The 13,176-nt window shown below is 70.4% G+C and carries 11 protein-coding genes; 3 read left to right on the top strand and 8 right to left on the bottom strand.

Annotated elements, in window-relative coordinates:
* Positions 1–14: 14 nt before the first annotated feature.
* The 6 genes from JTJ31_RS13875 to JTJ31_RS13850 all read right to left on the bottom strand — a co-directional run bounded on the left by JTJ31_RS13875 (position 15) and on the right by JTJ31_RS13850 (position 7,470).
* Positions 15–980 carry a Bug family tripartite tricarboxylate transporter substrate binding protein gene (locus JTJ31_RS13875; RefSeq protein WP_207539315.1) on the bottom strand — a complete coding sequence of 322 codons (966 nt, stop codon included), beginning with the start codon at positions 978–980 and terminating at the stop codon, positions 15–17.
* A gap of 85 nt (positions 981–1,065) precedes the next feature.
* A complete protein-coding gene (locus JTJ31_RS13870; RefSeq protein ID WP_207539314.1) occupies positions 1,066–2,019 on the bottom strand; it encodes a tripartite tricarboxylate transporter substrate binding protein in 954 nt (317 codons plus the stop codon).
* 44 nt (positions 2,020–2,063) lie between these two features.
* Entirely contained in the window at positions 2,064–4,652 is a 2,589-nt protein-coding gene (locus JTJ31_RS13865; protein WP_207539313.1) for an MMPL family transporter, read from the bottom strand.
* 201 nt (positions 4,653–4,853) lie between these two features.
* Complete coding sequence (locus tag JTJ31_RS13860; RefSeq protein ID WP_207539312.1) at positions 4,854–5,291, bottom strand: hypothetical protein; 438 nt, start codon at positions 5,289–5,291, stop codon at positions 4,854–4,856.
* A 95-nt stretch (positions 5,292–5,386) separates the two neighbouring features.
* Positions 5,387–7,090 carry a CopD family protein gene (locus JTJ31_RS13855; protein ID WP_207539311.1) on the bottom strand — a complete coding sequence of 568 codons (1,704 nt, stop codon included), beginning with the start codon at positions 7,088–7,090 and terminating at the stop codon, positions 5,387–5,389.
* A 5-nt stretch (positions 7,091–7,095) separates the two neighbouring features.
* Positions 7,096–7,470, bottom strand: a complete 375-nt coding sequence (locus JTJ31_RS13850) for a copper resistance CopC family protein (protein WP_207539310.1) — start codon at positions 7,468–7,470, stop codon at positions 7,096–7,098.
* 224 nt (positions 7,471–7,694) lie between these two features.
* On the opposite strand from JTJ31_RS13850, the gene hpnH reads away from it, so the two are divergent.
* Positions 7,695–8,870, top strand: coding sequence for an adenosyl-hopene transferase HpnH (hpnH, locus tag JTJ31_RS13845; protein WP_207539309.1), 1,176 nt, complete (start codon positions 7,695–7,697; stop codon positions 8,868–8,870).
* 73 nt (positions 8,871–8,943) lie between these two features.
* Here the strand turns inward: hpnH and JTJ31_RS13840 are convergent, their stop codons facing one another.
* Together JTJ31_RS13840 and JTJ31_RS13835 are read right to left on the bottom strand one after the other, a co-directional pair.
* Positions 8,944–9,687: a sulfite exporter TauE/SafE family protein gene (locus JTJ31_RS13840; RefSeq protein WP_207539307.1), complete on the bottom strand. Its 744-nt coding sequence runs from the start codon at positions 9,685–9,687 to the stop codon at positions 8,944–8,946.
* Positions 9,684–9,848: a DUF3553 domain-containing protein gene (locus tag JTJ31_RS13835; protein ID WP_207539305.1), complete on the bottom strand. Its 165-nt coding sequence runs from the start codon at positions 9,846–9,848 to the stop codon at positions 9,684–9,686. Before JTJ31_RS13835 ends, JTJ31_RS13840 begins: the two co-directional genes overlap by 4 nt.
* 145 nt (positions 9,849–9,993) lie before the next feature.
* Between JTJ31_RS13835 and JTJ31_RS13830 the strand changes: the two genes are divergently transcribed.
* Together JTJ31_RS13830 and JTJ31_RS13825 are read left to right on the top strand one after the other, a co-directional pair.
* The gene (locus JTJ31_RS13830) at positions 9,994–10,602 is read left to right on the top strand and encodes a histidine phosphotransferase family protein (RefSeq protein WP_207539304.1); all 609 of its coding nucleotides are present in this window, start codon (positions 9,994–9,996) and stop codon (positions 10,600–10,602) included.
* Between the two features lie 76 nt (positions 10,603–10,678).
* Positions 10,679–13,174 carry a hybrid sensor histidine kinase/response regulator gene (locus JTJ31_RS13825; protein ID WP_207539302.1) on the top strand — a complete coding sequence of 832 codons (2,496 nt, stop codon included), beginning with the start codon at positions 10,679–10,681 and terminating at the stop codon, positions 13,172–13,174.
* Positions 13,175–13,176 lie beyond the last annotated feature (2 nt).

Below are 13,176 nucleotides of genomic sequence, written 5' to 3'. Positions count from 1 at the left end.
GACAGGTGCCGGCGCTACTCGATCTTGATGCCGGCGGCGCGGACGATGGGCGTCCAGCGCTCGTATTCCTCGCGCACGAAGCGGTCGGTCGCGGCGGGGTCCATCCAGATCGACTCACTGCCGATGTCGCGAAGGCGGGACTGGACCTGCGGCGCTTCCAGCGCCTCGCGTGACATCTCGGCTGCGCGGCGCACGATGGCGGCGGGTGTGCCCTTGGGCGCGAAGAGCCCGGTCCAGGACCGCACCGCATAATCCTGCACGCCGCCCTCCATCACCGTCGGCAGGTCCGGGCGCAGTCCCACCCGCTCCGCTGTGCAGACGGCGATGATGCGCACGCGCCCGTTCTCGGCCGGCGGGATGACGGTCGGCAGGTTCATGAAGGCCATGGGGATGGTGCCCGCGATCAGGTCGGACAGCACCGGCCCGCCGCCGCGATACGGCACATGCGTCATGTCGAGCCCCGTCCGCAGCCGCAGCAGCTCCCCCGCGAGGTGGTTGGACGACCCGACGCCGGAGGAGCCGAAGGACACCCCGCCCCGGGTGCGGCGGATGTGCTCCAGCAATTCCGGCACGTTGCGCACGGGGAGCGAGGGATGGACGGCGATCACGTTGGGCACGTCCACCCACATCGCCATCGCCTCGAAGGATTCGCGCACGTCGTAGCCCAGCTCGCCCGAGATGAGCGGGTGGAAGACGTGGTTGGAGGCGGAGGAGACGAAGAGCGCATGCCCATCCGGCCGCGCCCGCATGGCGATGCCCATGCCGATGGAGCCGCCTCCGCCGGGCCGGTTCTCCACCACGAAGGGCTGACCCGCGCGCTGCTCGAATTGCGGAGCAAGCAACCGTGCGACGATGTCGTTGGAGCCGCCAGGCGCCCAGGGCACCATCAGCGTGACCGGGCGGCTGGGCCAAGCCTCCTGCGCGACCGCCGGGGCGGCGAGCAAGGCGGGGGCGGCGGCGAACAGGGTGCGGCGCTTCATGGCGAATCCTCCTTTTCGGAGGCTTTAAAGCAAGGCGCGCCCGCGCGCGACAGCGGACGGGCGCGCGGGCGATGCGGCAGCGGCATCAGTCCCGCCAGGGGTGCTGCTGCCACATGCGCGTGTAGCTTTCGCGCATCGCCATCAGCACGGTGCGGTGCTGGTCGGGGTCCAGGAAGCGCAGCGGCAATTGCTGCTGCGTCGCCGCCTGCTTGAAATCCGGGTCGTCCATCGCCTTGCGCACCGCATTGGCCAGGCGCTCCAGCACGGCCGGCGGCGTACCGGCCGGGGCAGCGAGGCCGCGCAGCGAGCCGTCCACCACGTCGAAGCCCTGCTCGCGGAAGGTCGGCACGTCCGAGGTGTTGGCCCAGCGTGCTTCGGCCATCTGGCCGAGCGGGCGCAGCAGGCCGTTGCGGAAGTCGCCCACCCCCTCGCCCATGTTCATCGCCGCAAGCTGGATGGTGCGGCCGAGGATGGCGTTGCGCACCTGGGATGCCCCGTTGAAGGGGACATGCAGCAGCTTCACCCCGGTCAGACGCTCGAAGGCCAGGGTCGCCAGGTGGTCGTCCGAGCCGACGCCCGTGGTGCCATAGCTGATCGTCCCGGATGCGGCGCGCGCGGCGGCGGCGAGGTCGGCCAGATTCCGCCACGGACTGTCCGGCAACACCCAGAACCCGCCCGGATCGTCCACCACATTGGCGACCGGCGCGAAATCCTCCAGCCGGTAGCGCGCCTGCCGCTCAATGGGAATGGTGACGAGGTTGGGGGTGTTGATGAAGCCGATCGTGTGCCCGTCCGGCCGCGCCCGCGCCAGCTCCGACCATCCCACCTCGCCCCCTGCCCCGGCGCGGTTCAGCACCAGGATGGACTGGCCCAGATCCCTCTCCATGAAGCGCGCCACGGTGCGTGCCGCCACGTCGGTGCCGCCGCCGGGGGCGAAGGCCACGATCATGGTGATGGGGCGATCGGGGTTCCAGGATTGCGCGAGGGCAGGCGCCGCCAGAAGGGCGGGCGCCGTGGCCAGGATGCTGCGTCGGAACATTGGCGTTTTATCCTCCCAAGTGATTGGGAGGCAGGTTGGCACGCTCAGCTGCGGGAGGCGAAGAGTTTCAGCAGGGGCGGCAGCACCAGCATGACGCAAAGCAGCGAATAGACGAGGCTCATGGACAGCACGACGCCCATGGAGGCGGTGCCCGGATGCGGCGACAGCGCCAGGGCACCGAAGGCGGCGGCATTGGTGATGGCCGAGTAGATCACCGCCCGGTTGAGCGGCGAGGCGAGAAGGTCGCGCCGCCCCTGTTTCCAGGCCGCGACGAAGTAGATGTCGTAGGCGACGCCCTGCCCGAAGAGCAGCGGCAGGGCGATGATGTTGGCGAGGTTGAGGTCCGGCCCGAGCAGCGCGCAATGCGCCAGCGTCAGCAACCCGGCCAGCGCCAGCGGCGCCACCGCCAGCAGCGACAGCCGCACGGAACGCAGGGCGAGCCAGAGCAGCACCATCACCAGCACGACCGCCAGGATGCCGCTCTGCACGAAGGCCCATTCGATCGTCGCGGAGGATTCCAGGGAGGAAGTGGCGAGGCCGACCGCGCCGGGCGCCACGGTCTGCACGGCGCGGGCGAAGCGGCGCAGCTGCTCCGTCTCGTCGCCCGGCAGCGAGGCCGGCGCGACCTCGACGCGGGCGCGGCCATCGGCGGTCAGCCAGTCAGCGCGCAGATCCTCGGGCAGGGATTCGAGCGTTACCGGCTTGGCGGCCAGCATGTCGCGCACCTTCCCCAGTATGTCGGCGAGGCCGGGCAGGATGGCCTGGGCGAAGGTGGCCCGTTGCGCCTCGGTCCCGGCGGCGAGGGCCCGCAGCGCCTCTCCCACGCTGCCGCCCAGCGCCACACCGGCACGGCGCAGCGCCGCGGCGGATTGCGCATCCGTCGGCGGCGCCTCGGTGCCCGGCACGAGGGTCGGGCCGAGCAGCATCGCAGCATCCTCGATCAGTGCGAGCTTCGCTTCCTGATCCGCCGGCACGAAATCCGTCAGGGTGGTGGTGCGTGCCACCTCCCGCAGGGCGCCAAGCCGCGCGGCAAGCGCGGCCGCCGCTTCCGGCCCCGGCGTCAGCACGTCCAGCGTGTTGGGATTGGTGTCCTTGTCGCGCGCCAGGTCACGCCACGTCGCCACCGATTCCGCGCCGGGATCGCGCAGGTTGATCGGATTCGTGTCGAACCGGAGCTGGGACAGGGCGATGATACAGCCCAGCGCCACGATCCCGCCCAGCACAGCCACGGCGCGGGCATAGCGCGACAGAAACTCGTCCACCGGGCCCAGCATGGGATAGCCCACCTCGCGCGCCTCGTCGCGCGGCCGGGCGAGCAGGATGAGGGCGGGCAGCAGCGTCATGGCTAGCCACCAGCCGATCAGCATCCCCACCCCGGCGATCAGCCCGAGTTCCGCCACGCCCTTGTAGTCGGTGGGCATGAAGGCAAAGAACGAGCTGGCGACGGCGAGGGCGGCGAGGGTCATGCCGGGCCCGGCCGTGCGCGCCGCCGCGCGCAGCGCGTCCGACGTGCCGCCCGCCCTCGCACGCTCCGCCCGGTACTGCACCGCGTACTGGATGCCAAAATCCACGCCAATACCGATGAACAACACCGCGAAGGCGATGGAAAGCGGGTTGAACCGCCCCACCGCCAGGATGCCGAAGCCGCCGGTCCAGATGAGGCCCAGCACCACCAGCGTCAGCAGCGGCCAGATCAGCCGGAAGCTGCGCAGCGCCTTCCAGAGCAGGAGGCCGACCAGCACGAAGGAGACGACCGTGCTTTCCACCGCGCCATCGGCCACGGTGGCGAATTCCTCATCCGCCATGGGCACGGGTCCGGTGAGGCGGATCGGGCCGATGCCGAGCCGCGCCGCCTCCCCACGGATCACCGCCGTCGCATCAGCGCCCGAGGAAAGCTGGCCGTAATCCAGCGCCGGCTGCACCAGGATCAGGCGCCGGAGTTCCAGCGGCGCTGGGGCGCGGCCGGTCATCAGCCCCTGCCAATCGGGCGGCGCGACGCGGCCCTCCAGCGCGGCGCGCGCGGCTGCCTCCGTCGCCTCCAGAATCGGGCGCACACGCTCGGGCGGTGTCTCGCCGCGCTGCATCCCCTCGCCCATCAGGCGCAGGAGCCCGGCGAAGCCGCGCAGGCTGGGATCGGCGGCGACGGTGCCCAACCAAGGCTGCGCCTCCACCAGCCTTTCGGTGACGGCGCGCACCTCTCCCGTCTCGAGGAAGAGGAGGCCATGCTGGCGCCAGAACGCGCCGGCATCGGGCCGGCGCACGGTGCGGAAAAGCTGTGGCCGCGCGCGCAACGCCTCGGCCAGGGCTTCCGCATCGCGGTCGGCCTCCGACGGGGTGGTTCGGTCCAGCACCACCAGGATCAGGTCCTGCCGCTGCGGAAAGGCCTGTTCCATCTGCCGCTCGGCGAGGCGCCAGGGCAGGTCCTGCGGGAAGAGTCGCGTAACATTGGAATCGAGCGCAAAGCGCGTGACCAGCAGCCAAAGCGCCGCCGCGGTGACGAGCAGCGACAGCAGCACCGTGGTCCAGGGAAAGCGCACCGACCGCCCGACCAGCGCCACCACCACGCCACCCAGCGACACGGCGGGATCGGCCCTGCCGCCAAATGGCTCGAGTTCATTCTGTCGTCTGGACACGTGTTGCGCGATGCCTCGGTTGCCGGACGCCGGCAGCGCCGGCACGAAACGGCCCCGGCCGGCGGTCCAGCCTACGAGGCCGGGCTGCCCTTTCCGTCTCAGGCCGCGCCGTCTCCGGTTCCGATCCTCGAGAGGCGGCGGCGGAGTGATGCGCGCTGTGCGCAGCGCGGGCAAGCCTCCCTAATGGGAGGCTGGCGGATGTCAGCAATTGTGCAGGTGGGCCGTTGGCGCCGCGCCGCCGCTGCGGTTGTAGTCGTAGGTGATCTGCACGTTATTGAGTGGCTGCGGGCCGGAGCCGATCATGCGTGACGTGCTCCCATGGCCCGGCCAATCCGTGGTGATGTTCTGCGCGCCGTTGTACTCGGCCGGGAAGTTGGACACCGAGATGGTGGCCATGCCGCCATGCGCCTCGGTCCCCTTCCCGGTCAGCGTCGCCCAGTATTCGTGGCGGACCACCTTGCCGACGTTGGGACCATAGCCCTCGGTCACTGGGGCGGAATACACTCGCAGGCTCACCCGCATCTCGCACATCCTGCCGGCGGCGCTGGCTTCCTGCACGCCGCCATGCGGCGCCGGCAAAGCCAAGGGCGGAAGGGCGATGCCGCATGCGGCGAGGAACAGCTTCACGCTTGAGTTCATAGGTTGCTCCCCCAATCGGGAATGCAACCTAAAGGGGAAGTCTTAATGGACAACGACCAGAGGCGGTATATTTCGCCGCTGGAACCACCAAGGCATCAGGCCTCCCGATAGAAAATCAGCAGCATCGAAATCCCGATCATGCAGGCGGGCCAGACCCAGCCCGCCCATAGCGCCTCGCGCGCCGGGACCACGCTCCCATCCGCCCGCGCCGCCACCGCACCGCCGCGCAACTCCACCCAGCGCGCGCATCCGGCGATCACCGCAAGCGCGCCCAAGGGCAGGTGTGACAGCTCGACCAGCAGCGCCTCCTTGATGTTGCCGATGGCGTGGCTGTGGGTGAGCAGGAGGAAGCCGCCGACCACCATGGCCAGGGGGAAGACGTAGGACGCGGCCCCGCTTCGCCCGCGCAGCCGCACCATCCATTCGGAGACAGCGAAGGCGACCACCAGCAGCGACAGCAGCTTGTGCTGCAGCACCTCCGGGTCGCGCAGCGATTCCAGCAGCGGGATGTCGCCCATCGGCCAGGATTCGGGGTCGGAGCGGATCAGCAGGAACAGTGCGAGAAGGAGGTAGAGCAACGGCCAATGTCGCGCCCAGGGAAAGCGTCCGCTGCGGTCCAGCAGCGCCGCGATGCCCACCAGCAGCACCACGAACCCGGCCATGTGGTGGTTGTATTCGCTCCAGGCCATGTCGAAGGCATTGCGCGGTGGCAGGAAGCCCTCGCCCGGGATGAAGGCCTGCGGGCGGGCGGATTCCTGCCGCTCGCGCCACTCCGCGTCCAGCCGCGCCTGCAAATCGGGGATGCCGAGGTCTTGGCGGTCGGGGCTTTGCAGCCGCGGCCAGGTGGGGGTGAAGCGCTCAGTGACCTCCGCCCAGGTGGCGCGGTCATCGGGCAGATCCACCGAGGGGGGAACGGAGGTGAGCGAGGCGGCGATGCCGAAGACGGCGAGGCCGGCAATCACCTCGCATTCCACGAAGCGGCGCAGGCGCGGCAGCCAGGCTTCCGGCGCCCCGGCCCGGCTCAGCCGATGCAGTAGCACCCAGTTGGCGAGGCCGAGGCCCAGCAGGAACAAGGTGAGGAAGCCCTTGGTCGCCGCCATGGCGCCATAGGCCGTCCCATACAGCGCGTCCGGCGCGACGATGTAGCCACGCCAGTAGCCGAGCAGCCCCAGAAGGATCAGCCCCACCCCCACCGCGGCTTGGCGCGAGTAGCGCCGCCCGATGGTCTGCGCCACCGCCGCCGGCCAGTCGGCGCGCAGCGCCAGCAGCAGCACGGGCAGCCCGCCGAGCCAGAGCGCCGCGCCCAGCTGATGCAGGTAGGTGGAAAGAACCAGGTAGCCCCGCCCTTCCGGCCGCGCCATGGCATGCGAGCCGCCCACCGCCGCCGCCAAAAGCAGCAAGGACAGCGCCAGCAGCGCCCAGCCCCGCCCGCCGCCGAAATCGCCACGCGGCACCAGCAGCATCAGCAGCAGGGCGGCTCCCAACACGGCGAAGCCCGAAACCACGAACTGCGCGCCAAGGGCGGAGGAGATCGGCAGGTCCATCGCCCCCGACAGGGCCAGCAGTCCCAGCGCCAGCGACAGGCCGGTGAAGCCCAGCGTCGCCCACCCCGAGACCCGAACGGCCCTGAATGTGATACGCGATGCCACCTCCGCCTGATGGGCCGGCAAGAGCCGCGCCACCGGCGCGGTGACCAGCAGCAGGGTGAGCACGCCCCCGACCAGGGCGGAACGCGAGGCCAGCGCCCCAGCCTTCAGCACGACGGATAGGAAGCCGTAGAGGTCGAGGAAGAGTTCCATCGGCCTCAGCCACCGACCGTGAAAGGAATGTCGCCGCGGGTGATGTGGCCATCCAGCGCCAACACCTGCCAGCGCAGCCGCCACGCGCCGGGCGCCAGGGGGGGCAGCGTCGCGCGAAGCTCCGTGTCCGGCCCGCCAGAAACGAGGTCCAGCCGCTGCTCATCGGCCGTGCCGCCCGCCGCTTCCCGCCGGGGCGCCAGGAGAAGCTGCGACCGCTCACGGTCGATGCGGGAATTGAAGCGCACCACCGCCTCGCGGGGCCCTTCCGGCAGCCGCGCGCCGGATGCGGGCTCGGAGCCGATGACGAGGGCATGGGCGCGGGCCGGGCGCGGCAGCAGCGCGGCGGCCGGCAGGAGGACGACGAAGCGGCGGAGGGTCATGGCGTGGAAACTAGGGCAGATCGCCAGGGGGCGGAATCGCCTGGCGCGTGAATCTCCCCTCGGGGCCTCGCCGCCGCGTCCGGCCGGTCCCTCCCATGCCCGCAGGGGACCCCGGCCATGCGGCCCCGGTGGAACCCCGATGGTGCGCCGGAACCCGCGCCGTGCTAGGGCATGCCCCCCGAACCGCGACACGGGCGCGGCCAACAGGACGGACACGCAACGGAATGGGCATTCCTCTCGCGCAGCAAGCCAAGGTGGCGGCCTATGTCGTCCGCCAGCGCATGGCTGGCCGCAAGCGCTTCCCGCTGGTGCTGATGCTGGAACCCTTGTTCCGGTGCAACCTCGCCTGCGCGGGCTGCGGCAAGATCGACTATCCCGATCCCATCCTGAACAAGCGCCTCTCCGTCGAGGAATGCCTGGGCGCGGCCGAGGAATGCGGCGCCCCCGTGGTGGCGATCGCGGGCGGCGAGCCGCTGCTGCACAAGGAAATGCTGCAGATCGTCGAGGGGCTGCTGAAGCAGGGGCGGATCGTCATCCTCTGCACCAATGCCCTTCTGCTGGAGAAGCGGATCGAGCAGTACAAGCCGCATCCGCGCTTCATCTGGGACATCCACCTGGATGGCGACCGCAAGCAGCATGACTGGGCGGTGAGCCAGGAAGGCGTGTATGACCGCGCCGTTGCGGCGCTGAAGCTGGCCAAGGAGAAAGGCTTCCGCACCGCCATCAACTGCACCTTGTTCAACAATGCCGACGCGGAGCGCACGGCGCGCTTCTTCGACGACGTCACCGCCATGGGCGTGGACAACATCATGGTCAGCCCCGGCTATGCCTATGAACGCGCGCCGGACCAGCAGCACTTCCTGAACCGCAAGGCGACCAAGGAACTGTTCCGCGACGTGTTCCGCCACGACGACGGCAAGAACAAGCCGAAGTGGCGCATGGGCAACTCGCCCCTGTTCCTGGACTTCCTGGCCGGCAACCAGTCCTACAACTGCACGCCCTGGGGCAATCCGACGCGCAACATTTTCGGCTGGCAGCGCCCCTGCTACCTGCTGGGCGAGGGCTACGCCAAGACCTACGCGGAGCTGATGGAATCCACGGACTGGGACAAGTACGGCGTCGGCAATTACGAGAAATGCGCCGACTGCATGGTCCATTCCGGTTTCGAGGCGACGGCGGCGCTGGACGCGATCTCCCGCCCCTGGAAGGCGGTCGCCGCACAGCTTCGCGGCCCGCGCACGAGGGGCGAGATGGCGCCGGAGATCGACCTGACCAAGCAGCGCCCGGCGGAGTACGTCTTCTCCGCCCATGTGCAGAAGGCGATGAACGAGATGGCGCATGAGAAGCCGTTGCGCGGCGCCAAGCACGGCGCCACCGCCCCGCAGACGGCCGCCGAGTAACCGAGGCTACCCGCGTCGCCAGGGCGGCTTCGCCGTCGCCCTGGTCACTCTGCGCTCCTCGAAGCGTGACGCGTCAGGAGAACAGGGCAATGGAACCCGCGACCATCAGCGCCCCCATGGCGAAGGGCTTGTAGAAGCGCACCGGGATGACGTGGAAGAGCCGCGCCCCCAGCGGCACGCAGATCATCAGCACCGGCAACACCACCGCCAGCTTCAGAAGCACCGCCATGTCCATCAGCCCGCCCCAGAGCGGCCCCACCACCGAGATGATGGCGATCATGGCGAAGAAGACGATCAGGTTGGCGCGGTGCCGGATCGCCGCCTCCGTCCCCGCCAACAGGTAGAGGATCACGGGCGGCCCGCTCATTCCCGTCGCGCCCTTCAGCAGCCCCGCCACCGTTCCCACCGCGATGTTGAGCGGCAGGGGCCGGGAGCCGTGGTAGCGCCAGCCCGTCATCAGCAGCAGGCCGAAGACGAGCACGAAGCCGCCGATGAAGCGGCGCAGCCCCTCCGGATCCGCCGTGATCAGGATCACGGCGCCCAGCGGCGTGGCGACGAAGGCGGCGCCGCCGAGGGGCAGGATCACGCGCCGGTCGGCCTCGTGCCAAGCGCGTGGCAGGAGCTGGAGCGAGACGAAGAGTTCCATCAGCAGCATCACCGGCACGCCCGCCCGGGTGCCCCAGAGCGAGGAATAGACCGGCGCAAGCAGAATCGCCGTGCCGAAGCCCGAATAGCCGCGCATCAGCCCGGCAATGGCCGTGGCCAGCACGGCCGCCGCCATGCGCCAGTCCAGAAGCTCCGCGAGCGCCGCGCTCATTCCTCCACCAGCTCCAGCGGGGCGTGGTCGGTGTTGATGAGGATCTTGCCGGCATTCTCGAAATTTACCGTCACGCGCGGCCCGACCGCCGACTGCACTTGGCCGATTCCCCACTCCGGCCGCTCCTTGTGGCGGACGCGCTGCCCAGGCTCGAAATCCATGACGTCTCCGGAAATCCTTCAGGCAAAGGATGCGGCAAGGTTTGCCGGTTAAGGCAGGGGGGAGCGGCCCGGCTCGGCGGGCATGACCGAATATGGCCCGGCGACGGTTCCCCTGGAACCCGGTCCCGGCCAGGGGAGAGACTGCATGGATTCCCTCGACAAGCGCCTGAGCGAGACCGTCGCGGCGCGGCTCTGCCACGACCTCGTCTCGCCGCTTTCCACCCTCACCGCGCTGATGCCGCAATCCGCCGACGTGGCGGCGCAGGCGCTGCTCTGCGAAGCGGCGGAGGCGATGCGCCGGCGGCTGCACCTGTTCTGCCTCCTGTTCGGCGCGATGGAGGAAGCCAGCTGGGACGATTTGCCGGCGCTGCTGCGCGGCTCCCCCGCTGCGCATCGCGTCCGCTTCGGCTTCGGCGGCGCCCCGGCGGGGCTGAACGCGCGCAGCGCGCGGCTGCTGGCCGGCGCGGCGCTGCTCGGCGCCGAGGCCCTGCCCCGCGGCGGCGAAGTTTCGGTGACGGCAACGGATGCGGACAGCTTCGCGCTGCTGCCCGCCGGACGCGGCGCGGCTTGGCCGGAGGCCGCGCTGCGCCTCGCCGCAGGCGGCGATGTCGGTGTGGCGCTGGAGGAAGGGCCGCGGCGCATCCTGTCGCCCTGGGTGTTCCTCCTGGCCCGCGCCGCCGGGCGCCGGCTGAGCTTCTCGCTGCCCGGCAGCGCCGGGATCCCGGCGCTGGTCGTCTCCGCGCCGGGAGGCTGAGCTTCACCATTTCTTCAAGCGGCCGCCGGCATGGTGGGGCGGAGGCGCACGCCGCCCGCGCGAAAGAAAGGCCCCCATGGACGACCTGCTGGTGGATTTCCTCACCGAAACCCGCGAGGGGCTGCAAAGCCTGGATGGCGCGCTGCTCCAGCTGGAGCGGAGCCCGGGGGACCGCCAGACCCTCAGCGAGGTGTTCCGCATCGTTCACACCGTCAAGGGAACCTGCGGCTTCCTCGGCCTGTCGCGGCTGGAGAAGGTGGCCCATGCGGCGGAGAACGTGCTGGGGCTGTGGCGCGACGGCACGCTGGCGGTGTCGAGCGCCGGGATCACCGCCATCCTTTCCGCCGTGGACCGCATCCGCACCATCGTGGAGGGTCTGGAAGCAACGGGCGGCGAGCCGGAGGGCGACGACTCGGCCCTGCAGGCCATGCTGGAGGCGACGGCCGCCGGGGACGCCCCCCAGGCCGCCGCCGCTGCGCCCGCGCCGGAACTGCCCGCTGCCGAGGCTGCTCCGGCCGAAGGGACGGGCGCGCCCGGCGCGCCGCAATCCATCCGCGTCGCGGTGGATGTGCTGGAAGACCTGATGGTGCTGGTGAGCGAGCTGGTGCTGACGCGCAACCAGCTACTCCAGCTGGCCCGCGTCGAGGAGAATTCGTCCTTCACCGTGCCCTTGCAGCGCCTATCGCAGATCACCTCCGACCTGCAGGACGGGGTGATGAAGACGCGCATGCAGCCCATCGGCAATGCCTGGAGCAAGCTGCCCCGCCTCGTGCGAGACCTGTCCAACGAACTGGGCAAGCGGATCGAGCTGGAGATGCGCGGCGCCGAGACGGAGCTGGACCGGCAGGTGCTGGAACTCATCAAGGACCCGCTGACCCACATGGTCCGCAATAGCGCCGATCACGGGCTGGAATCGCCCGAGCAGCGCCGCGCCGCCGGCAAGGGCGAGACGGGAAGCATCCTGCTGAATGCCTATCACGAAGGCGGGCACATCGTGCTGGAGATCGGCGATGACGGGCGCGGCCTCAACACCGAACGCATCCGCCATAAGGTGATCGCCCAGGGCCTCGCCACCGAGGCGGAGCTGGCGGCGATGGGCGAGCGGGACATCCACCGCTTCATCTTCCGCGCCGGCTTCTCCACGGCTGCCGAGGTCACCTCCGTCTCCGGGCGTGGCGTCGGCATGGATGTGGTGAAGACCAATATCGAGCGCATCGGTGGTCTGGTGGATCTCCGCTCGCGCGAGGGGAAGGGCACCATCTTCACCATCAAGATCCCGCTCACCCTCGCCATCGCCGCCGCACTCATCGTGGAAGCGGGCGGCGAGCGCTTCGCCATCCCGCAGGCCGGCGTGCTGGAACTGGTGCGCGTCGGCGATAGCGCCGGCCCACGCGTGGAGCGCATCAAGGATGCCGCAATCCTGCGGCTGCGCGACCGGCTGCTGCCGCTGGTGTCGCTGAAGCGCCTGCTGCGGCTGGAGGAGGGCGCGCCGGATGACGGCGCCACGGGCTTCGTCGTGGTGACGCAGGTCGGTGCGCAGCTTTTCGGCATCGTGGTGGACCGCGTCTTCGACACGGAGGAGATCGTGGTGAAGCCCGTGGCGCCCATCCTGCGGCACATCACCATGTTCTCCGGCAACACCATCCTGGGCGACGGCTCCGTCATCATGATTCTCGACCCCGGCGGCATCGCCCGCGCCAGCGGCTTGGGTGCCGAGGGGGCGATCGAGGCGGCCTCCTCCGGGGCAGCACCCGGCGCGGCGGCGCGCACCGGGTCGCGCACCGCGATGCTGCTGTTCCGCGCCGGGCCGGGCGCGCCGCGCGCCGTGCCGCTCGGCCTCGTCGCGCGGCTGGAGGACCTGTCAGTCGAGCGCATCGAGCGGGCGGGTGACGGAAGCGTCACCCAGTATCGCGGGCGCCTCATGCCGCTGCTCTCCGTGCCGGGCGTCGAGCCGCGAGGGGCGGGTCAGCGCCGACCCGTCTTGGTCTTCGGCGATGATGAGCGCGCCATGGGGCTGATGGTGGACGAGATCCTGGACGTGATAGAGGAGACCCTCTCCATAGACCCGGCCGGCGAACGTCCGGGCTTCCTGGGCAGCGCGGTGCTGGCGGGCAAGGTGACGGACATCCTCGATACCGGCTTCTGGCTGCGTCAGGCCCAGCCCGACTGGTTTGGCCGCCCCACCCGGGAGCGTCCGCCGCGTGTCCTGCTGGTGGAGGACAGCGCCTTCTTCCGCTCGCTGGCCATCCCTGCCGTCACCGCTTCCGGCTTCGAGGTGCTGGCCGTCGCAGATGGGCGCGAGGCGCTGCGGCTGCGCGACGCCGGGGAGCGCTTCGACATCATCGTCTCCGACATCAACATGCCGGGGCTGGACGGGCACGGGCTGGCCCGCGCGGTGCGCGAGGGCGGCGCCTGGGCCGGACTGCCGATGATCGCCCTGTCCGGCCAGTCCGCGCCGGAAGATGTGGAGCGCGGGCGCGAGGCCGGATTCAGCGATTACGTGGCGAAGTTCGACAAGGACGCACTGATCCGCAGCCTGCGGCAGTGCCTCCAGATCGGCGTCTCAGGCTGAGG

The organism is Sabulicella rubraurantiaca (assembly GCF_017355885.1).
Classification (GTDB): Bacteria; Pseudomonadota; Alphaproteobacteria; order Acetobacterales; family Acetobacteraceae; genus Roseococcus; species Roseococcus rubraurantiacus.
The sequence above is the reverse complement of the archived record's forward strand: the minus strand, read 5'-3'. Positions and strand labels throughout refer to the sequence as shown.